Here is a 19,824-nt window from a genome sequence, read left to right on the forward strand (position 1 = left end):
CGGGGCGCGGCCACGATCGGCCGCGCCCGCGCCTCCCTGGGCGTCCGTGAGGGTTCCGGTCACCGCCGAATGTTCACCCGCCACGCGTCGATCCCGTCACGCGTCTCGGAGGAGTGTGTGCGCCATGACCTTGAACAGGCGTGACGTGCTGGCCGTGACCGGCCTCGGGCTGGTCGGCGGCGGACTGGGCGGGGCGTTCCTCGCCGCCGGCCCGGCCGCGGCGAGCCCCGGCGACGAGCGGACCGGCACCGGAATGCGGGACGGGTACGGGCCCTTACGGCGGGCGGGCAAGGAGCTGGCCCTGCCCGCCGGGTTCTCCTACCGCACGTTCGGCGCGGCCGGGACCCGGATGAGCGACGGGCTGGCCACGCCCGGGTGCCACGACGGGCAGGCCGTGTTCGACGCCGGACGCGGGCGCGTGCGGCTGATCCGCAACCACGAGATCGACCTGGACATCCCGGGCGCCGGGCGGCGGGCGCTCGGCCCGCGCAACGCCTACGACCGGGCGGCGCCGGCGGGGTGCACCTCCTCGCTGTACGACATCGGCTCCGGAAAGCTTGTGGAAAGCTTCCTCGTGCTCAACGGCACCCTGTCCAACTGCAGCGGGGCGGCGACGCCGTGGGGCTCCTGGCTGTCGTGCGAGGAGACCACGGACGGCGTCCAGGCCGGGTTCGAGAAGCCGCACGGGTACGTCTTCGAGATCCCCGGCACCGCGCGCGGCCCGGTCGAGCCGGTGCCGCTCAAGGCGATGGGCCGCTTCGAGCACGAGACCGCGCCGGTCGACCCGCGGACCGGGATCGTCTACATGACCGAGGACAACGGCGACCCCGGCGACGGGTTCTACCGGTTCGTGCCGCGCCGGCCCGGGCAGCTGGCCGCGGGCGGACGGCTGCAGATGCTCGCCGTCACCGGCGACAAGGCCTACGACACGGCGACCGGGCAGCGCGTCGGCGAGGTGCTCGACACCCACTGGGTCGACATCGACGAGCCGGACCCGTCCGACGCCGAGGAGAACCCGGGCTCCGTGTACTCCCAGGGCCGAGCCAAGGGCGGCTGCCGCTTCCTGGGCCTCGAGGGCTCCGCGTGGTCGGACGGCGGCGTCACGTTCGTGGCCAGCGAGGCCGGCGACGGGGAGAACGGGCAGGTGTGGCGGTACGTGCCGACCTCACACGACACCGGCAGGCTCCAGCTGCTGTTCGAGTCGCCCAACCCGAGGACGCTCAACCAGCCGGACACGGTCGCCGTCTCGCCGAGCGGGATGCTGCTGCTCGCCGAGGACGGCGACGGCGAGGACGAGGCCGGCGGGGACAACTGGCTGCGGGTGCTCACGCCGTCCGGGTTCGTCGCCAACCTGGCCCAGGTGATCGAGCCCCTGGACCTGCACTACTGGAACCCGGAGGACTTCCCGCAGCCGGGGCCGACCGGGGCCAGCGAGCTCGCGGGGGCCGCGTTCACCGGGGACGGCAAGTACCTGTTCATCAACGTGCAGTACCCCGGCGTGACCTGCGTGATCACCGGGCCGTGGCACGCAGGGGGCCGCTGAGCCGGAGCCGGCCGCGGGTCACGGTCCGGGCGGCGACGGTGAGCCAGGCGGCCACGAGCAGCACGTAGAGGGCGACCGCCAGGGTCGCGAACATGGGCGAGCCGGTCTGGCGGGCCAGGCCGGCCGCGCCCGTGACGCAGGTGCCGACCGGGAACGTGAACGCCCACCAGGCCGGCGTGAACGGCAGGCCACCCGGGGCCCGGGCGGTGCGCAGGGTCACGGCCGCCGCGAAGGCGAGCCACAGCAGGGCGAAGCCGAGCGCGGCCACGCCGTAGAGCAGGGCGAAGACCTCGGCGCCGCGGCCGTACTCCGGGGACAGGACGGTGCCCGCGGGCCCGGCCAGCGCGTGCGCGGCGGTCACCGACTGGCCGAGCGGGCCGAGGACGATCCACAGCGTGGGTACCGTCGCCGGCTCGCCCGGCCCGTGGTGCAGCAGCCGGCCCCAGAGCTGGGCGATGATCGCGACGGCCGCGAAGAGACTGATGCCGAAGAGCCCGTAGCAGCACAGCAGGGCGTCGGGGCGTACCGATGCCGGGACATGGGCGATGAGGGGCGCTCCGGTGGCCGCGGACACCATCGGGGGCACCACGGGCATCAGCCAGGCGCCGGTGACGACGGCGTCGCGGCGGGCGCTGAGCAGCAGCGGCACGGCGACCGCGGTCACCAGGCCGAGCAGCGTGCCGGCCAGCCACAGCGCGACGGCGACCGCGACCAGCGGCGTGAACAGCAGCGTCCCGGCGCCGACGGTCATCAGCGCCATCGGCAGCGCGCCGAGCACCGGGGCGGTCGCGGGGTCGATCGGGCGGCCGGCCGCGTCCACGACCGCCTTCACCAGCAGCGCGGACGCGAGCACCCAGACGACGGTGGCGGCCGGGTGCAGGCCCGGCACGTGGCCGGGCAGCGCGACGGCGGCGTTGGCGACGATGCCGGTACCCATGACCGCGCTGAAGTCGCCCGGCCGCAACGGTGCTCTGTCCATGGCCTCGAATCTGCCGGTCCCGGGCGGGGTCCGGTAGCCGGGCACTGCCTGTGAGGTCATAGGCTTCGGTTATGCCCCTGCCGAGCACGGTGACCGACCTGACCAGCTTCGACCTGCTGCTGTCGGTGGCCCGGCTCGGCTCCGTCGGGCGCGCGGCGGCCGCGCACGGGATCTCCCAGCCGGCGGCGAGCGCGCGGCTGCGGCAGCTGGAGCGCCGCCTCGGCGTGACGCTGCTCGACCGCGGGCCGCGGGGCTCGTCGCTGACCGAGACCGGGGCGCTCATCGCCGACTGGGCGCGATCCGCGGTCGACGCGGCCGACGCGCTCGCGGCCGGGATCGCGGCGCTGCGGGTCTCGCGGCACAGCCGCCTCACGGTCGCGGCGAGCCAGACGGTCGCCGAGTACCTGCTGCCGGCCTGGCTCGTCGCGCTGCACGCCGGCAGCCCGGGGCTCTCGGTGACGCTGCAGGCGCTGAACTCGTCGGACGTGGCGGCGCGGGTCCTCGGCGGGGAGGCCGATCTCGGGTTCGTCGAGGGGCCGTCGGTGCCGGGCGGGCTCGACGCGGCGGTCGTCGGGGCCGACCGGCTCACCGTGATCGTGGCGCCCGGGCACCCCTGGGCGCGGCGGCGGCGCGGGATCACCGCGGCCGAGCTGGCGGCGACCCCGCTCGTGTCGCGGGAGGCGGGCTCGGGGACGCGGGGCGCGCTGGAGGCGGCGCTGCCCGGGGCCGTGCCCGCGCCGCTGCTGGAGCTGTCGTCGACGACGGCCATCAAGCACGCGGTCGCCGCCGGGAACGCGCCGGCGGTGGTCAGCTCGCTGGCGATCGTCGCCGAGCTGGCGGCCGGGACGCTGGTGGCGGTGCCGGCCGGGGACGTGTCCCTGCAGCGCCGCCTGCACGCCGTGTGGCCCGCGGGGCGGCAGCTCGCCGGGCCGGCCCGGGACCTGCTGGCCATCGCCCGCCGCCGCTGAGACCCGCACGTTCTCGGCGCGCCCCGGCACGCCGGGCTGACAGTAGCCGAGGGCGCTGTCAGCGGACTGGTCGTGGGCTGTCAGCGGGGGCCGCGACCGTGAACGGCATGAAGCACACCACGGTTCTCATCTCCGGCGCCAGCATCGCCGGGCCGGCCCTCGCGTTCTGGCTCGCCCGCTACGGCTGCGACGTCACCGTCGTCGAGCGGGCCGCCGAGCTGCGCCTCGGCGGGCAGGCGGTCGACTTCAAGGGCGAGACGCACCGCACGGTGCTGCGGCGCATGGGGCTGCTCGACGAGGTCAAGGCGCGCCAGACCGGCGGGCACGACCAGACGATCGTCGACGAGCACGGCAAGGCGCTCGCGGTGATCCCCGGCGAGTTCACCGGCGGGGAGATCGAGATCACCCGCGGGGATCTGGCTTCCCTGCTGTACGAGCACACGCGCGGCCGGTGCGAGTACGTCTTCGGCGACACGATCACGTCGCTGACCGAGGTCGGCGACAAGGTCCACGTCACCTTCGCCGAGGCCGCGCCGCGCTCGTTCGACATCGTCGTCGGGGCCGACGGCATCCACTCCAACGTCCGGCGGCTGGCCTACGGGCCCGAGGAGGACTACGTACGGTTCCTCGGGCACTACTACGCGCTCGTCGGGCTCGGGGCGGACGGCGACGCCGTGATGTACAACGAGCCGGGCCGCATGGTCGCGCTCGGCGGCCCCAAGGCGCCCGCGTTCTTCGTGTTCAAGTCACCGCAGCTGCGGTACGACCGCTACGACCCCGAGGCCGCGAAGCGGATCCTGCGCGAGGCCTACCGCGGCGGGAAGTGGCGCGTGCCGGAGCTGCTGGCGCGGCTCGACGGCGCCGAGGACGTCTACCTCGACTCGATCAGCCGCTCCGAGGTCCCCGCGTACTCCAAGGGGCGCGTCGTGCTGCTGGGCGACGCCGCGTACGGCAACACCCTCGGCGGCTTCGGCACCGGGCTCGCGGTCGTCGGCGCGCACGTGCTCGCCGGCGAGCTGCGGGCCGCGAACGGGGACCACCGCGCGGCGTTCGCGGCCTACGAGTCGGCGTTGCGGGGCTACGCGAAGATCTCCAAGCAGGGCAGCGCCGGCCCGTTCCTGGCTCCCCCGACCCGCGGCCGGATCGCGATGCGCAACTGGACGTTCCGCTCCCCGTGGCTGCTGGGCATGATGCTGAAGCTGACCGACAAGTACGCCACGGGCATCGAGCTCAAGCAGTACTGAGGTACCCTCCCGCGTCATGACGGGGATGCCGATCACCGCGCTCGATCTCACCGGGTTCGAGCCGAGGCGGTCATCGCGGCCCGGATCGGGTTCGAGGACTTCATCACGCCCTCGCCGTACGCGCCCGGCCTCACCGGCGGGCTGCCGTTGCACCGGGCGGACGACCCGCGCTACGACGAGGAGTTCCCGCAGCACCCGCTGTCGCTGATCCGCGCGAAGCTGGCCCGGCTCGGCCCCGGCATCCGCCTCGACGAGCGGTTCAAGGCGCTGCCCGCGTTCGGCTGAGCGCCGCCCCGGGCTGGCTCCGGGGCGGCGGGTGGCGGCCGGACGCCTGGCCGCCACCCGCCCTTCCAGGGGGTGGTGCGTCTCGCACCCGGGGTCCGCGCACCGGCCTTCGGCGGTGACCGGTGCGCGGACGTTCTGGGCCGGTTACCCGTTGTAGACGCGGAACTCGGAGACCTGGCCGGCCGGCCAGCCCGTGTTCGCCGTGAAGGTCAGGCGCAGGTAGCGGGTCGTGACCGTGGACGGGAACGTGATGGTGACCGTGTTGCCGGTGGCGGGATCGAAGGTGTACCCGGCCGAGCCCACGATCGTCGAGAACGTGCTGCCGTTCGTGCTGCCGCTCACCGACAGGGTCTGCGTGCGCGTCGCCCACGACGACTGGGGCGGCAGGGTGAGCACGACCCGGCGGGTGGCCACGGCGCTGCCGAGGTCGACCTGCAGCCACTGCGGCCAGGCGTTGTTCGCGCTCTCCCAGTAGGTGCCGGTGTTGCCGTCGACCGCGTTGCCGCTGCCGTACACCTGCGTGTGGCTGCTCTCCGCCGTCGGGCGGCCCGCGGCCAGGTTCGTGTTGTTGTTCGGCGGGGCTGCGGTCGTCGCGGTGACCGCGTTCGAGGCGCCGGAGGCGTTCCCGGCCGCGTCGAAGGCGGCGACGGTGAACGTGTAGGCCGTCGAGGCGGTCAGGCCCGTCGCGGTGAAGGCCAGCGTGGTGGTGGTGCCGATGACGGTACCGCCCCGGCTGACGCGGTAGCCCGCGACGCCGACGTTGTCCGTGGCGGCGTTCCAGGCCAGGGCCACCGTCGTGTCCGTGGTGCCGGTGACGCGCAGGTTGCCGGGGACCGACGGCGCGGTCTGGTCCGGGCCGGTCGGGAACGGGACCGTGAACCGCGCCTCGGTCAGCCCGATCTGGCCCTTGAGCATCCGGCCGCCGTCGTTGGTGAGGCGCAGGTAGTAGTCCGACGAGCACGGGGTGCCGTCCTCGTCGAGCGCGCGCATGCCGGCGTTGGTGGGCTGCCAGGCCGCGCTCTCGGCGGTCTTGGCGATCTGGTTGCCCTCGTTGAACTCGTCGAACATCGAGATGTAGACGCTCTTCACGCCGGCCCGGGTGTGGTTGTAGAACTGCCGCCACATGAGCTCGCCGTGGCGGCGGTGGCCGGCCGCGAGGTCGCCGGGGATGACGCACGGCTGGTAGTCGATGCCGCGGCCGTTGAGGTCGGCGAGGTCGCCCAGCACGCGGTTCTGGTAGAACCAGTCGGCGCCCGCGTTGTCGCTGATCCGGCCGACCATCCACGGGGAGACCATGTCGAAGGCGTGGTAGACGTCGATGAACCCGGCGCGCGAGTCGTCGGTGCCGAACCGCCAGTGCGTCGGCACGCCGCCGATGACGTAGCAGCCCTGGCCCTTGAACCAGTTGATGACGTCGAGGCACGCCGCCGGGGCGAACGGGCGGCCGTCGTCGTTGAAGCCGAAGCCCCAGATGCACACGACGGGCTTGCCGTTCTGGCGGGCGTAGGCGGACGAGGCGGTGTGCGCGGCCATCTTGTTCGTCCAGTCGGCCTTGATCTCGTTCTGCATCGTCAGCCACCACGTGACGTCGTACATGATGTAGAACTTCCGGCCGTAGGCCTCGGCCGCCGAGCGCACCTTCTGGGCCATGGCGTCGCGGGTCGCGCCCTCGCCGCCGTTGGGGTTGAAGCGCTGCAGGGCCGCGGTGTCGCAGCCGTTCTGCTGCATCCAGCGGAAGTGGGTGTCGACGGTCTGCTGGTCGTAGGACGAGAAGAGGTTCGCCGGCTGGCCGTTGCCGAGGTTGGCGAAGTTGGTGCGGTACCCCTTCGTGAAGTCGCGCATGTCCGGCCAGCACGTGATCGAGCACGCGCCCGGGGCCGGGCTCTGCGACCAGTTCGGGCTGTAGTGCCACCAGCCGTTGATCGGGGCGCCGTCGCCGATGCAGGCGAACCAGCCCTGGTAGCCGACGGTGACCTTGCCGACCACGTCGCCGGGCGCGCTGGCGGCGAACGCGGTCGAGGCTCCCTCGACGGCGAGCGGCAGCGCGCCGGCGGCGGCGCCGGCGAGGGATGTGGCGATGACGGAGCGGCGGGAAACTCCCATGTGGACTCCTCGGGTGTCACCCCGGCGACGGCCGCGCGCCCGCCAGGGTGCTCGGCGGGGGCCGGACATGTCGGGGCATGGCGGGGAACGGGCCTGGGCGGGGCCCGCACACCGGCACTGAGCAGCTCACGCGGGTGGGGACGCGCGGTTGGCGGCGCTGACCAAATGTCGGCTTCTGGCGTGGAATCCTGCCAGCAGTCGCGCCTTCACCGCAATACTTCGATGTGTCGATCGCAATTTTTCGACTGCGCGACGGTCAGGATCGGCGCCGCGGCCGGGTCGGCGCGCAGGCATTCGAGCCGCCGCACCACGTGCGCGGCCACCGTGCGGTGCTGGGCGTCATTGAGGGCGTCGTGGCGCCGGCGCCGCGCCGCCCGTGCCCCGGGGCCCGGCGGCCTCGGGGGCGGCGTCGCTCACGGACGCTCGACCGGCGCCCACAGGCTCGGCAGGTTGACCACGACGCCCTCCTGGCTGCTGCGGGCGATGACGACCACCGCCTCCTCCGCGCCGGGGTTCTCCTCGCGGTGCGGCACGTAGGGCGGGACGAAGATGTAGTCGCCCGGCCCGGCCTCCAGCCGGACCTCCTCGCCGCCCCCGGCCGCGTCCTTGGCGAACACGAAGACCGGGTGGCCGGAGACCACGTAGATGGCGGTCTCGGCCTCGCCGTGGTGGTGGTCGCCCGAGCTGGTGCCCGGGGCCACGTGGGTGCGGCCCATCCAGAGCTTCTCCGAGCCGACGGTCTTGCCGGAGATCGCCTCCAGCCGGGTCATCCCCGAGGTCTGGCCGGTGTCGCCGGTCAGCTCGGCGCCGCGGATGTGCCGCAGCGGGGCGTGCCAGTGCTCGTCGCTCATCGCAGGGCTCCCTCGGGTTCGCGCAACAGGTCGGCGACGGTCGTGCCGGTGAGGACCTCCTCGGTGCGGGCCTGGATCTCGCGCCACACGGCGGCCACGGCGGGCGAGCGGCGCGGGTCGTCGTCGGGCCCCTCACCGTGCACGCTGAGCAGCCCGCCGTCGACGGCCGCGACCACCTCGGCGAGAGTGATGGACTCGGCCGGCCGGCCGAGCCGGTAGCCGCCCTCGCAGCCGCGCCGGCTGCGCACGAGCCCGGCCCGGCGCAGGTCCCGCAGGACGGCCTTGAGAAAGCGGAAGGGGATGTGCTGCTCGGCGGCGATCGCCTCGCAGACCAGCGGGCGGCTCGGATCGGCGGCGAGGCCGGCCAGCGCGCGAATCGCATAGTCCGCCTTCGCCGAGATGCGCATCGCCAAACCATACCAACGGACTCTGGTTTGGAGCGAATGTGCCCTGGTGACCTTTTGTCCGATTTGTCGTTGAGCCGGGCAGACACGAGACGGGAGCTTCGAATGAACCGCAGGAGCCTGCTGCTGGCGGCCGGCGCCGTCGGCGTCACGACCGTGGTAGGGGGCGCGGGCGCGGCCGCCGCGATCGCCGCCGGCGACCCCGAGGGCAGCCGCACGCCCCGGCCGATGCTGACCTGGGAACTGACCGGCGGCTTCGTCCCGGCCGGCTGGAACGCGCTGCGGGCGCCGCGCCTGGTCGCCTACGACGACGGCGTGCTCATCGCCGACGCGGGCAAGCGGCTGCGCATCGGCCAGGGCGAGGTGCGCTCGCTGCGCAACCACGCGACCACGGTACTGCGCGACCCGGCCAACGCCCGCCGCCGCCCCGGCGCCCCGATGATCGCCGACGTGCCGTCGACGGTGTTCACGGCGCGCACGAACGGGCGCAAGTTCAGCCTGCAGTTCGAGGGCCTCGAGGAGACGCGGCGCGACCGGGCCTACCCCACGCCGGCGTACTCCCTGCTGGACCACTGCGCCCAGCTGCGCGACCGGGTGAACCGCGCCGGCACGGCCTGGAACCCCGACGCCGTCCGCATGATCGTCGTGCTCCTGGACGCGGCCCAGCCCGTCACGACGCCGGTGCGGCCGTGGCCGACGGGCGTGCCGGTGCCGCAGTTCCGCAAGAACGAGTTCCTGGCCCAGCAGGACCTGCGCGACCGTCAGGCCCGCGCCCTCCAGCGGGCCGTGCCGCACTCGGACACGGTCCAGTGGCCGGTCTTCCGGCTCCCGGACGGCCGGCGCGCCCAGATCAACTGGCGCTTCCTGCTGCCCCACGAATAGCCTTCAGCGTCTCCACCAGCACGCGGTACGTCACGTCGACGTCCTGCCCCAGCTGGAACCCGGTGCGCAGCACCGCGAAGCCGTGCAGGGCGGCCCGCAGCACGCGGGTCGCGTGCACCACCTGGTCGTCGGTGAGGTCGTAGCCCTTGAACACGGCGAAGACGACGGCGAGGAAGCGATCGGCCGCGGCCGTGACGCCCGGGTCCGGGTCGATGCGCTGCGGCATGAACGCGTAGCGGTGCGGGCGCCGCGTGACGTAGTCGCGGTAGGCGAACGCGAGCGCCTCGAGCGCCGCGTCGCCGCTGCGGCCGAGGATGGCCGCGGTCGCCTCGGCGGTGAACTCGTCGATGATGCGCACGGCGAGCAGCGCGCGCAGCTCGGGCAGGCCGGCGACGTGCTTGTAGAGCGAGGGCGTCGCCACCCCGCACTCCCCCGCCACGGCCGCGAGCGTCAACGCCTCCGGGCCGCCGGCGTCGACCACGCGCAGCGCGGCGTCGACGACGGCGGCGGGGCTGAGCCCGGCCCTAGGCACCGGCCGTCCCGGCCATCCGAATCCACATAGCCCAAAAGCTAACGCGATTAGCCGAACCGGTCAAGCCGTGCGCGGGCCGAGCGCGGCGCAGTAGGGTGCGGGAATGAGCGCACTCGCACAGGCCGGACGGGACTATCGCGCGCAGCGGCCGATCCCGCTGCTCGGCGGGCGGCTGACGGTGACGCTGCCCGAGGGGGCGCGGGCCGAGGCGCGCGGCCGGTCGCTCATGGGCGTGGCCGCCGCCGAGCAGGCCGAGACCCGGGTCCTGCTCGACCTCGACGGGGAGCGCCTGGTGCTGCTCGCGTCCGAGCTCTTCCGCGTCGTCGAGGGCGACCTGGAGCCCGCGATCGCGGCCATCGCCGAAACCTGGGAGCTGCCCGCAGGGCAGCGGCTCGTGCCGCTCGACACCGCGGACGGGACGATCGCCTACGGCTACTTCCCGCTCGACTCCCACCGCCAGGCCGTGCCGATCGCGGACGCCTTCGTGCGCACGGCGGAGGCGGCGGTCGTACGCGTCCAGCTCTTCGTCTCCCCGAACGCCGCCGACGATCGCGAGGGCCTGACCGAGCTGGCGACCCGCGTCCTGGGCACGATCGAGCGCGGCGAGCGCACCCTGTCCGCGGGGGCCGGCGAGCGCGTGCTCACGAGCCTCGACGGCGAGACGATCCTGACCCTGGCGGCACCGCAGCGCTGGGTGGCGTACCAGGAGCCCGGCCTCTCCTTCGTCGTGCTCCGGCTGTTCCGCCTGACCCCGCTGGGCGGCCCGTTCGCGTCGGTCACCCTGTATCGCGGCAGCGCCCCGTCGCTCGTCCACGAGCGCTTCCCCGCCGAGGCGGTCACCCGCTCCGGCGGCCGGCTCCTGGGCCTGCCGACCGACTGGATCCACGTGCACACCGGGATCGGGGGCACGTCGGCGGTACACATGCGGGAGGCGCTCGTCGAGGACGGCTCCGGCCAGTTCGTGCACGCCCTGGCCGAGACGGACGACCCCGCCTTCGAGCCCGAGATCGACGCGCTCCTCGGATCGATCGTCCGGGCCGGCTGAGGGAAGCTCAGCCGATGCCGGCCGCCCGGCAGGCCTCGGCGTACTGGCCCGCGCACAGGGCGCCCGCGGTCACGAAGCCGTCCTTGATCACGGTTCCGGCGATCGTGTCCTTCGTGACGGCCACCGGGTCGAGCAGGATCGACGGCACCTGACCGGCGCCGTTGTCCACTGTGGACGTCTCCGTGGGCTTCCTGCCACGCAGCAGATCGTCGGCCAGGGCCGCGGCCGTCTCCGCCTCGGCGCGGATCGCCTTGTAGACCGTCATGTACTGCTCACCGACCAGGATCCGTTGCAGCGCCGCGGTTTCGGCGTCCTGCCCGGTCACCGGGACCGCCGGCATCCCGGCCGCCTTCATGGCCGCGATCGCCGCGCCCGCGGTGCCGTCGTTGGCCGCGTACACGCCGACGATCGTGCGCCCCCGCAGGGTCGGCAGGATGCCCGCCGTCCAGGCCTTCGCGTTGTCCGGGTTCCACTCGGCGGTGTCGGACTCGGCCGCCACCTTCACCTTGCCGTCCAGCCCCGCGTGCGCGCCCTGCTTGAACAGCGTCGCGTTGTTGTCGGTCGGCGAGCCGTTGATCCACAGGATCTCGCCCTGCGACGCCTTCGGGCCCAGCGCGGTCAGCAGCGCCTGGGCCTGCAGCGCGCCGACCTTCGCGTTGTCGAAGGAGATGTAGTAGTCGACCGCGGTCTTCAGCACGAGCCGGTCGTAGGAGATGACGGGCACCCCGCGGCGTTTCGCCTCGGTCACGATCTCGCCCGCCGCGACGCTGTCGACCGGGGTCAGCACGAGCACCTTCGCGCCCTGGTCGAGCGCGTCCTTCGCCTGCTGCAGCTGGGTCGCGGCGTTCTGCTCGGCGTTGCGGTAGTCCACGGTGCAGCCGGGGCACAGCTCGGAGAGCTTCTGCGCGAAGTACGGCTGGTCGCCGGCCTCGTAGCGGCTCGCCTTGCGCTCGGGCAGCAGCAGCGCCACCCGCGCGGTGGGGCCGCCGCCGGTCGCGTCGGTCTTGAGGGTCTCGGTGCAGCCCGACGCGAGCACGGCGACGGCGAGCACGGCGGCGAAAGCCTTACGCATCAGGGATTCCTCAGTACTTGAAGCGGGAGACGAGGACGCGCATCTCGGAGGCCATCGAGGCGAGCTGGTCGACCGCCTCGCCGGTGCTGGACACGCCCTGGTTGGTCAGCTCGGTCGCGTCGGCGACCCCGGCGATGGTGCCGGCGATGTCGGTCGAGCCGCTGGCCGCCGCGCCGACGCTGTGGCTCATCGAGCGGGCGGTGACCGCCTGCTCCTCGACCGCCGCGGCGATCGCGTTCTGGTACTCACTCATCTGCGCGATGACGTCCCCGATCTGCCCGATGGCGGCGACCGCGTCCTCGGTGTCGAGCTGGATCGCCTGCACCCGCCGGCCGATGTCGTCGGTCGCCCGCGCGGTCTCCCGCGCCAGGTCCTTGACCTCCTGCGCGACGACCGCGAACCCCTTGCCGAAGTCGCCGGCCCGGGCCGCCTCGATGGTCGCGTTGAGCGCGAGCAGGTTCGTCTGCCCCGCGATCGAGTTGATGACCTTGACCACCTCGCCGATCTCGGTGGACGAGGCGCCGAGCTTGCCGATCGTGTCGTTGGTCGTGGCCGCGATCGCGACCGCCGACGCCGTCACCGTCGCCGCGTGGGCGGTGTTGCGCGAGATCTCGTCGATCGCGTCGCCCATCTCCGACGCCCCGCCGGCGACCGCGGCCACGTGCTCGCTGACCGTCCCGGCCGCCCGCGCCACCTCGCCCGCCTTGCTGTTGGCCGACTTCGCGCTGGTGTCGATCTGCCGGCTGATCGCGGTGAGCTCCTCGGCCGCGGCCGCGAGCGTCGCCGAGTTGTCGCCGAGCGAGCGCACCGCCTCCCGGGTGCTGGCCGTCGCCGCCCCGAGCGCCCGGGCCATCTCGCCGACCTCGTCGCGCTGGGCCACGTCGGCCTCGGCGGTCAGGTCGCCCGCCGCGACCGCGTTGAGCACCGCGTGCACGCGGCGGATCGGGCGGACGATGAGCCCGGTCAGGTACCGGCTGAGCACCATCGCCAGCGCCAGCCCCGCGAGCAGCGCGACGACCATCGCGATCCGCGCGGTGCGGTAGGCGCTCGCGGCCTGCCCGGCCCCGGCCTGGCCGCTCGACTGCTCGAAGCGCATCAGGTCCTCGAGCGCGTCCATCGCGTTGCCGCCGACCGTGTCGCCGTCGCCGAGGTACGCCTGCTGGAATCCCGCGTTGTCCCCGGCCTGGATCAGCGGGAGCAGCCGATGGTCGCGGATGTTGCGAAACGCGCCCCACCAGATCGTGAACCGGTCCAGCAGCTGCCGCTGCTCGACGTCGCGAATCGTCGCCCGGTAGGCCGCGACCTCCGCGTCGACCTGCTGCTCGGCCGCGGCGATGTCGTCGGTGAACGCCTTGCTCGCCACCGGCCCGTTGGACAGCGCCAGGTTCGCCACGTCGTTGCGCACGCGCAGCGCGGCCCGGTCGAGCGCGGCGAGATGCGCCGCTGGCACCAGGTTGAGCTTGTAGAGTTCGGCTGCGCGGTCGTTGACCTGTTGCAGGCTGAACACGCCGACGCCGAGCACCACGGCGCCGACCAGGCACCCCACGAGCACGAGCAGCATGAGCTTGCGGGCCATCGGCTGGTCGGCCAGCCACCGTCGCTTCTCGGCTGCCACGCGCACGCCCCTTCACCGATCACAGAACCGGCAGTCTCATCGGCGTGAGCGCCCGGTTCCTGAGAGGATGCGCGCTCAGAGACGGCGCAGATGCGCGATCCCGAGCACCAGCGCGGAGCTCCCCTCGGCCCTGAGCCGCCGCGCCGCCACGAACGCGAGGACGGCCGAGCCCGCGTACACCGCGAACGGCACGAGCAGCGGCGCGAACCGGAACGCGAGCACACCGGTGACGATCGCGGTGACCACGTTGACGGTGACGTAGAGGCGGGCCAGGTTCAGGCCGAGACGGTACGCCCACAGCCGATCCTCGCGCAGCCCGTCGCACGCGATCGCGGTGGCGGCGGCGAGCAGCGCCGACACCGTGTAGTCGGCCGCCCGGACGCCGCCGGCCAGCAGGTCGATCGGGCCGAACAGCGGCCCGATCGCGAAGAGGCTCACGACGCTCATCGCCCCGCGGACCAGGACGGACAGCACCAGCCCGAGCAGCAGCAACCGCCCCGGGCGGTCGGACTTGAACACGTTCAAAATCATAGCCCTACAGGGCGCGGCGGAGCCATTCCTCGACGCCGGCGACGTGGATCGAGGCCCAGGAGCGGGCCAGGTCCGGCTGGCGGGACGCGATCGCGTCGACGATGGCCTGGTGCTGCTCGCGCGTGCGGGCCGCCGCGCCCTCCTGGGTCAGGCCGCGCCAGATGCGCGCGCGGGTCGTCGGGCCCGACAGGCCGTCGATCAGGGAGCACAGCACGGCGTTGCCCGAGCCCGCGGCGATCAGCCGGTGGAACTCCAGGTCGTTGGCGACCAGCGCCTCGATGCTCGGCGCGTCGCCGAGCGCGTCCAGGACCGCCTGGAGGTTGGCCACGTCCGCGTCGGTCATGCGCGTCGTGGCCAGGGCGGTCGCGGCCGGCTCCAGGATGCGGCGGACCTCCAGGAACTGCAGCACGGTGTCGTCGCGGTGGAAGTCCACGACGAAGCTCAGGGCGTCGAGCAGGAGGTCGGGCGCCAGGCTGGTCACGTAGGTGCCGTCGCCCTGGCGGACGTCCAGGACCCGGATCATCGACAGCGCCTTCACGGCCTCGCGCAGGGAGTTGCGCGACAGGCCCAGGCGCTCGGCCAGGTCCGCCTCTTTGGGCAGGCGGTCGCCCGGGCCCAGCTCGCCCGAGGTGATCATGCCCTTGATCTTGTCGATGGCCTCGTCGGTCAGTGCCACTGTTGCCTCCGCGGCGACTGTACTTCGGCCAGCCCGTACACCTCGCGCGCCGTCGCCGAGAACACCTCGGGCGCCGCCACCAGGGCCCGCGTGCGCGCGAGGGTCTCGGCGTAGGACACGGCGAGGGTCGACACCGGCCAGTCCGAGCCCCACATGAGCCGCTCGGGCCCGAAGCACTCGAGCGCGAACTCGACATAGGGCCGGACGTCCGGGACCTCGGTGAACAGCCCGGACACCTTGGCGGTGACGTTGGGCATCCGCGACAGCGCCGCGATGTCGCGGCGCCAGGAGGGGTAGTCGCGCGGCTTGCCCAGGTGATCGAGCACGAACCGGACCGAGGGACACGCCGCCGCGACGGCCGCCGCCGAGGGCAACTGGTCCGGCCGCAGCACCAGGTCGAAGACGAGCCCGGCCCGGCCGTAGGCGGCCAGCCCGGCCCGCACGTCGGCCCGCGAGAGGTAGTCCGTCTCCTCGGCCTGCACCTGAGCCCGGAGCCCGACCAGGTACTCGGCGCCGGGCAGATCGAGATACGCCCGGAACCCGGGCACCGCGGGATCGTCCCAGGCGACGACCCCGGCGATCTCGGGCGTCGCCGCGGCGTGGGCGAACAGCACCGCGGCCTCGCCGGCGTCGCATCGCCCGCCCTCGACCAGCACCGTCCGCGCGACCCCGGCGGCCGCGAGCTCGGCCCGCAGGTCGGCCGGGGTGAACGTACGGCGGATCGGGGCCAGCCCGGGGGCGTCGAGCCAGTCGTAGCCCTCGCCGAGGTGCCACAGGTGCTGGTGCGCGTCGACGATCACAGCAGCCCCCGCGCGCCCAGGTCGGCCCACAGGGCATCGGGGGGCGGTGCGGCGAACAGCGCGGCGTTGCGCCGCACCTGAGCGGCGTCGTCGGCCCCGAGCACCACCGCGGCCACGGAGGGGTCGCGGCCCGGGAAGGCGATCGCGGCGGCCGGCAGGGTCGTGCCGAGCGAGGCGCACACGGAGGCGATGGCCGACGCCCGCTCGACGAGTGCCGCCGGAGCGTCGCCGTATTCGTAGTGCAGGCCGGCCCGCGGCACGTCCTCGGCGAGCAGGCCGCTGTTGAACACCCCGGCGGCGAGGACGGACACCCCCGTGGCGGCACACGCGGAGAGCAGGTCACGGGCCGGCTGTTCCAGCAGGGTGTACCGTCCGGCCACCATCACCGCGTCGGGCGCGCACTCGGCGACGACCCGGGCCAGGACGGTGACATCCTTCGAGCCCGCTCCGATCGCGCCCACGACACCCTCGGCCCGGAGTTCGGCCAGGGCCGGGAAGCCCTGCCGCAGCGCCGCCTCCGGCTGGAACTCCGGGTCGTGCAGGAGGGCCACGTCGACGCGGTCGAGGCCGAGCCGGTCCAGGCTCGCCTCCAGCGAGCGGCGCACCCCGTCGCGGCTGAAGTCCCAGACGCGGCGGTGCGTGCGCGGGACCGCGAACCCGTCGGCCAGGTCGTCGCCGCCCCCGTCGACGGGCTCGAGCAGGCGGCCGACCTTGGTGCTCACCGTGAACTCGGCGCGCGGCCGGTCCGCGAGGGCCGCCCCGAGCCGCCGCTCCGACAGGCCGAGGCCGTAGTGCGGGGCGGTGTCGAAGGTGCGGATGCCGCACTCCCAGGCCGCGTCGACGATGGCCCGGGCCTCGGCGTCGGAGCGCTCGCGCCACAGGTTGCCCAGCTGGGCGCAGCCCAGCCCGAGCGCGGTCACGTCCTGGGCCTGACCCGCAGGCCGTGCATGCCGCCGTCCACGGACAGCACGGCGCCGGTGGTCGCGCTGGCCAGCGGGCTCGCGAGGTAGGCGATCGCGTGCGCGACCTCCTCGGCCGAGACCAGCCGGCCGGTGGGCTGGCGGGCCTGCAGCGCGGCGAGCTCGGCGCCGGGGTCGGCGGCCTGGTCGAGCAGCCGGCGCACCCACGGGGTGTCGGCGGTGCCCGGGTTGACGCAGTTGACCCGGATCCCCTCGCGCACGTAGTCGGCGGCCATGGCCGCGGTCAGCGACTGCACGGCGCCCTTGGTCGCGCTGTAGAGGGCGCGGTCCGGCAGGCCCGCGTGCGCCACGATCGAGCAGGTGTTCACGATCGCGGCGCAGGCCGAGCGGCGCAGGTGCGGCAGGGCGGCGCGGGTGACCCGGACCAGGCCGACGACGTTGACGTCGTAGACGCGGTGCCACTCCGCGTCGGCGTTGGCCTCCACGGTGCCGATCGCGCCGATGCCGGCGTTGTTCACCAGGATGTCGATGCCGCCGAGGCGGGCGGCCGCGGCCTCGACGCCGGCGCGCACGGCGGCGTCGTCGGTCACGTCGGCGACGAAGCCGGCGACGCCCTCGGGGATGCCGTCGGTGCGCAGGTCGAGGCCGGCGACGCGGGCACCGCGGGCGGCGAGGTGGCGGGCGGTGGCCAGGCCGATCCCGGAGGCGGCCCCGGTCACGACGACGGCGAGACCGTCGAACTCTCCAGTCACGAAGCTCTCCCAAACATCGGAGGACTGTTGTCTACCAGCCGGAGAGAACGGCCCGCAAGGGGTCGGCGACCATCGATAGGTCGGATGTCACTACTCCATGCCGCGCCGGCCGGGCGTCCAGAACGGCTTGGTCAGCACCGATCGCCGCGGCCAGCCCCGGTCGCGGACGAGGTGCTGCTTGACGGCCTGCACGGCGCGCGCCTCCCCGGCCACATAAGCCTGCCCGGGTTCCGCCGGAAGAGCCAGCCGCCGTACCGCATCGACGAGCCCGTCCCGCGACACCCACGTGACGTTCCCGTCGAGGGCGAGCCGGTCCGCGGGCTCGGCCTCGATCACGACCCGGCTCGCGGCCCGCTCGGCGGCCGGCAGCGCCCGCAGCATCGGGCCGAACGCGACCGAGGCCGTCTCCTCGCCGACGAAGAGGTGGTGCGGCGCCGAGCGGGTCACGAAGTCGCCCTTGGGCTTGCTCAGCAGCACCTCGTCGCCGGGCCGGGCCGCGCCCATCCAGCGAGCGCCCGGCCCGTCGCCGTGCAGCAGCGCCTGCAGCTCGATGGTGTCGGCCTCACGGCTCCATACGGAGTACGTCCGCAGCAGCGGCGCCAGGGCACCCTTCGCGCCGACGTCGACGCGCACCTGCTGCCCCGGCTTCCACTCGGCGTCGCGCAGCGCGCCGGCCCGCAGGCGCAGCCGGCGGAACCGCCCGGTGGCGGGCTCGGCCTCGGCCACCGTGGCCCGCACGAACAGCATCTCCCAGAGCTTCATGTCCGGGGACGCTACCGTCTATCGGCGATATATCGGAACCTTCGCTCGGTGCATTGCCGCAATGCATCGCGGCTTCGATGCATCCCGGCGTCAATGCATCCCGGTGTCAACGCATCCCGGCGTCAACGCATCGGACATCGCAAGGGCCCGGCGCCGAATCCGGCTCCGGGCCCGCGGACGCCACGCGGGCGCCTCCTAGATGTCCTCGTCCAGCTGCGTTCCGCGGCGGGGGTCACGGATGCTGCGGCCGGTGGAGTCGACGGCACCGTCGTCCACGCGGCCGCCGCGGGCCAGCTGGTGCTCCAGGCTCTGCTTGCGCTCGGCCTCGAAGCGCGCCGCCTCGCGGGCCGCCGCCTCGGGGCTGTTGGGGTCGATTCCGGTCGGGTCATGCGCGTTCATGCTGCTCACTCCCAGTGCTCGGCGGGTCGGGACGGGCGGGTCGGGACACAGTACCCAGGGTGAACTGCACTAATCCAGAGCCGTGGCACTCCGGATTCTCACAGCGCCGTCGGCGGCCGGCCGCATGCGTGGCTAGATTCGAAGGCGAGGACTAGCGAAGGAGAACTGACGCATGTCAGCACAGAGCAGCGCGGCGAACGCGGGCACGATCGACGTCGGCGGCGACCTGACCGTCAACCGGCTCGGCTTCGGCGCGATGCGCATCACCGGCGACGGGATCTGGGGGCCGCCCCGCGACCGCGAGGAGGCCAAGCGGGTCCTGCGCCGCGCCGTCGAGCTGGGCGTGAACTTCATCGACACCGCCGACTCCTACGGGCCCGACGTCAGCGAGGAGATCATCGCCGAGGCCCTGCACCCCTACGCCGACGACCTCGTCATCGCCACGAAGGGCGGCCTGACCCGGTCCGGCCCGAACCAGTGGGCACCCGACGGCCGGCCCGAGCACCTGCGCGAGGCGCTCGAGGGCAGCCTGCGCAAGCTGCGGGTGGACACGATCACGCTGTACCAGTTCCACCGCGTCGACCCCCGCGTCCCGCTCGAGGAGTCCGTCGGGGCCATCGCCGAGCTCAAGGCCGAGGGCAAGATCCGGCACATCGGCGTGTCGAACTTCAGCGAGGAGCAGCTGCGGGCCGCGCAGCGGATCACCCCGGTGGTGTCCATCCAGAACCGGTACAACGTCGACGACCGCGGCTCGGAGTCGCTGGTCGACCTGTGCGAGCAGGAGTCCATCGTCTTCCTGCCCTGGGCCCCGATCCAGAACCTCGACGGGAACGCCACGATCGAGGCGGTCGCGAAGAAGTACGAGGCCTCGCCCCGCCAGATCGTGCTCGCCTGGCTGCTGGCCCGCTCGTCTTCGATCCTGCCGATCCCCGGCACCGGGTCGGTCGGGCACCTCGAGGACAACATCGCCGCCGCCGGCATCAAGCTGACGGCCCAGGAGGTCTCGGACATCACCCGCAACGCGTAAAAAGAATCCGGGCGCGATGTCGGATCCGGGCCCTCCCCTTCGAGGAGGGGATGAAGGACCACTTCGCGTGAGGAGACTGTTGTGCGGTACGTGATGCTGCTCGAGGCGACCCAGCCCCAGACGCCGCCCCCCGCCGGGCTCATGGAAGCGATCATGAAGCTCGGCGAGGAGGCGACGGCCGCGGGCGCCCTGATCGACAACGCCGGCCTGCTGCCGAGCGCGGCCGGCGCGCGGATCACCGTGACCGGCGGCGACCTGACCGTCACCGACGGGCCGTTCACGGAGACCAAGGAGATGATCAGCTACGCGGTCTACGAGGTCCGCTCCAAGGAGGAGGCGGTCGAGTGGTGCAGCCGCTTCATGAAGGTCCACCGCGACCTGTGGCCCGAGTGGGCGGGCTCCTGCCGCATCCTGCAGGTCATGGAGTTCTGAGC

The 19,824-nt window shown here is 73.6% G+C and carries 22 protein-coding genes; 8 read left to right on the top strand and 14 right to left on the bottom strand.

What is annotated here, in order from left to right; genetic code table 11:
- Positions 1 to 124 precede the first annotated feature (124 nt).
- The gene (locus AC6JBM_RS32150) at positions 125 to 1,543 is read left to right on the top strand and encodes an alkaline phosphatase PhoX (RefSeq protein WP_497977772.1); all 1,419 of its coding nucleotides are present in this window, start codon (positions 125 to 127) and stop codon (positions 1,541 to 1,543) included.
- Here the strand turns inward: AC6JBM_RS32150 and AC6JBM_RS32155 are convergent.
- Positions 1,512 to 2,522 carry a TDT family transporter gene (locus AC6JBM_RS32155; RefSeq protein ID WP_497977773.1) on the bottom strand — a complete coding sequence of 337 codons (1,011 nt, stop codon included), beginning with the start codon at positions 2,520 to 2,522 and terminating at the stop codon, positions 1,512 to 1,514. The genes AC6JBM_RS32150 and AC6JBM_RS32155 overlap by 32 nt on opposite strands.
- A 71-nt stretch (positions 2,523 to 2,593) precedes the next feature.
- On the opposite strand from AC6JBM_RS32155, the gene AC6JBM_RS32160 reads away from it, so the two are divergent.
- The 3 genes from AC6JBM_RS32160 to AC6JBM_RS32170 all read left to right on the top strand — a co-directional run bounded on the left by AC6JBM_RS32160 (position 2,594) and on the right by AC6JBM_RS32170 (position 5,019).
- On the top strand, positions 2,594 to 3,490 hold the full coding sequence (locus AC6JBM_RS32160; protein WP_497977774.1) for a LysR family transcriptional regulator: 897 nt from the start codon (positions 2,594 to 2,596) through the stop codon (positions 3,488 to 3,490).
- 107 nt (positions 3,491 to 3,597) lie between these two features.
- Positions 3,598 to 4,734, top strand: a complete 1,137-nt coding sequence (locus AC6JBM_RS32165) for an FAD-dependent monooxygenase (protein ID WP_497977775.1) — start codon at positions 3,598 to 3,600, stop codon at positions 4,732 to 4,734.
- 147 nt (positions 4,735 to 4,881) lie between these two features.
- Entirely contained in the window at positions 4,882 to 5,019 is a 138-nt protein-coding gene (locus AC6JBM_RS32170; RefSeq protein WP_497977776.1) for a hypothetical protein, read from the top strand.
- A 144-nt stretch (positions 5,020 to 5,163) separates the two neighbouring features.
- Here the strand turns inward: AC6JBM_RS32170 and AC6JBM_RS32175 are convergent, their stop codons facing one another.
- The 3 genes from AC6JBM_RS32175 to AC6JBM_RS32185 form a co-directional block, all read right to left on the bottom strand.
- A complete protein-coding gene (locus tag AC6JBM_RS32175) occupies positions 5,164 to 7,122 on the bottom strand; it encodes a glycoside hydrolase family 99 protein (protein ID WP_497977777.1) in 1,959 nt (652 codons plus the stop codon).
- A gap of 413 nt (positions 7,123 to 7,535) precedes the next feature.
- On the bottom strand, positions 7,536 to 7,973 hold the full coding sequence (locus AC6JBM_RS32180) for a cupin domain-containing protein (protein WP_497977778.1): 438 nt from the start codon (positions 7,971 to 7,973) through the stop codon (positions 7,536 to 7,538).
- Complete coding sequence (locus AC6JBM_RS32185; protein ID WP_497977779.1) at positions 7,970 to 8,380, bottom strand: RrF2 family transcriptional regulator; 411 nt, start codon at positions 8,378 to 8,380, stop codon at positions 7,970 to 7,972. The genes AC6JBM_RS32180 and AC6JBM_RS32185 overlap by 4 nt, the downstream gene beginning before the upstream one ends.
- 102 nt (positions 8,381 to 8,482) lie before the next feature.
- On the opposite strand from AC6JBM_RS32185, the gene AC6JBM_RS32190 reads away from it, so the two are divergent.
- A complete protein-coding gene (locus tag AC6JBM_RS32190) occupies positions 8,483 to 9,259 on the top strand; it encodes a hypothetical protein (RefSeq protein ID WP_497977780.1) in 777 nt (258 codons plus the stop codon).
- Here AC6JBM_RS32190 and AC6JBM_RS32195 read toward each other — a convergent pair.
- The gene (locus tag AC6JBM_RS32195) at positions 9,228 to 9,791 is read right to left on the bottom strand and encodes a TetR/AcrR family transcriptional regulator (protein ID WP_497977781.1); all 564 of its coding nucleotides are present in this window, start codon (positions 9,789 to 9,791) and stop codon (positions 9,228 to 9,230) included. The two genes, AC6JBM_RS32190 and AC6JBM_RS32195, sit on opposite strands and share 32 nt — an antisense overlap.
- A gap of 103 nt (positions 9,792 to 9,894) precedes the next feature.
- On the opposite strand from AC6JBM_RS32195, the gene AC6JBM_RS32200 reads away from it, so the two are divergent.
- Positions 9,895 to 10,836 carry a hypothetical protein gene (locus AC6JBM_RS32200; protein WP_497977782.1) on the top strand — a complete coding sequence of 314 codons (942 nt, stop codon included), beginning with the start codon at positions 9,895 to 9,897 and terminating at the stop codon, positions 10,834 to 10,836.
- A gap of 7 nt (positions 10,837 to 10,843) precedes the next feature.
- Here AC6JBM_RS32200 and AC6JBM_RS32205 read toward each other — a convergent pair whose 3' ends face one another.
- The 9 genes from AC6JBM_RS32205 to AC6JBM_RS32245 all read right to left on the bottom strand — a co-directional run bounded on the left by AC6JBM_RS32205 (position 10,844) and on the right by AC6JBM_RS32245 (position 18,363).
- Complete coding sequence (locus tag AC6JBM_RS32205; RefSeq protein WP_497977783.1) at positions 10,844 to 11,908, bottom strand: sugar ABC transporter substrate-binding protein; 1,065 nt, start codon at positions 11,906 to 11,908, stop codon at positions 10,844 to 10,846.
- Positions 11,909 to 11,918: 10 nt separating this feature from the next.
- On the bottom strand, positions 11,919 to 13,523 hold the full coding sequence (locus tag AC6JBM_RS32210; protein ID WP_497977784.1) for a methyl-accepting chemotaxis protein: 1,605 nt from the start codon (positions 13,521 to 13,523) through the stop codon (positions 11,919 to 11,921).
- Positions 13,524 to 13,598: 75 nt separating this feature from the next.
- Positions 13,599 to 14,042 carry a hypothetical protein gene (locus tag AC6JBM_RS32215; RefSeq protein WP_497977785.1) on the bottom strand — a complete coding sequence of 148 codons (444 nt, stop codon included), beginning with the start codon at positions 14,040 to 14,042 and terminating at the stop codon, positions 13,599 to 13,601.
- Between the two features lie 16 nt (positions 14,043 to 14,058).
- Positions 14,059 to 14,730, bottom strand: a complete 672-nt coding sequence (locus tag AC6JBM_RS32220; RefSeq protein ID WP_497977786.1) for a FadR/GntR family transcriptional regulator — start codon at positions 14,728 to 14,730, stop codon at positions 14,059 to 14,061.
- A complete protein-coding gene (locus AC6JBM_RS32225) occupies positions 14,721 to 15,530 on the bottom strand; it encodes an amidohydrolase family protein (RefSeq protein ID WP_497977787.1) in 810 nt (269 codons plus the stop codon). Before AC6JBM_RS32225 ends, AC6JBM_RS32220 begins: the two co-directional genes overlap by 10 nt.
- The gene (locus tag AC6JBM_RS32230; RefSeq protein WP_497977788.1) at positions 15,527 to 16,450 is read right to left on the bottom strand and encodes an aldo/keto reductase; all 924 of its coding nucleotides are present in this window, start codon (positions 16,448 to 16,450) and stop codon (positions 15,527 to 15,529) included. Before AC6JBM_RS32230 ends, AC6JBM_RS32225 begins: the two co-directional genes overlap by 4 nt.
- Positions 16,447 to 17,202, bottom strand: coding sequence for an SDR family NAD(P)-dependent oxidoreductase (locus AC6JBM_RS32235; protein ID WP_497977789.1), 756 nt, complete (start codon positions 17,200 to 17,202; stop codon positions 16,447 to 16,449). The genes AC6JBM_RS32230 and AC6JBM_RS32235 overlap by 4 nt, the downstream gene beginning before the upstream one ends.
- Before the next feature lie 90 nt (positions 17,203 to 17,292).
- Positions 17,293 to 17,964 carry a siderophore-interacting protein gene (locus tag AC6JBM_RS32240; RefSeq protein WP_497977790.1) on the bottom strand — a complete coding sequence of 224 codons (672 nt, stop codon included), beginning with the start codon at positions 17,962 to 17,964 and terminating at the stop codon, positions 17,293 to 17,295.
- 195 nt (positions 17,965 to 18,159) lie between these two features.
- A complete protein-coding gene (locus AC6JBM_RS32245; RefSeq protein ID WP_350618232.1) occupies positions 18,160 to 18,363 on the bottom strand; it encodes a hypothetical protein in 204 nt (67 codons plus the stop codon).
- A gap of 172 nt (positions 18,364 to 18,535) precedes the next feature.
- Between AC6JBM_RS32245 and AC6JBM_RS32250 the strand changes: the two genes are divergently transcribed.
- Both AC6JBM_RS32250 and AC6JBM_RS32255 read left to right on the top strand, forming a co-directional pair.
- The gene (locus AC6JBM_RS32250; protein ID WP_497977791.1) at positions 18,536 to 19,390 is read left to right on the top strand and encodes an aldo/keto reductase; all 855 of its coding nucleotides are present in this window, start codon (positions 18,536 to 18,538) and stop codon (positions 19,388 to 19,390) included.
- An 81-nt stretch (positions 19,391 to 19,471) separates the two neighbouring features.
- Positions 19,472 to 19,822, top strand: coding sequence for a YciI family protein (locus tag AC6JBM_RS32255; RefSeq protein WP_350618228.1), 351 nt, complete (start codon positions 19,472 to 19,474; stop codon positions 19,820 to 19,822).
- Positions 19,823 to 19,824: the final 2 nt, after the last annotated feature.

The organism is Dactylosporangium thailandense (genome assembly GCF_059739745.1).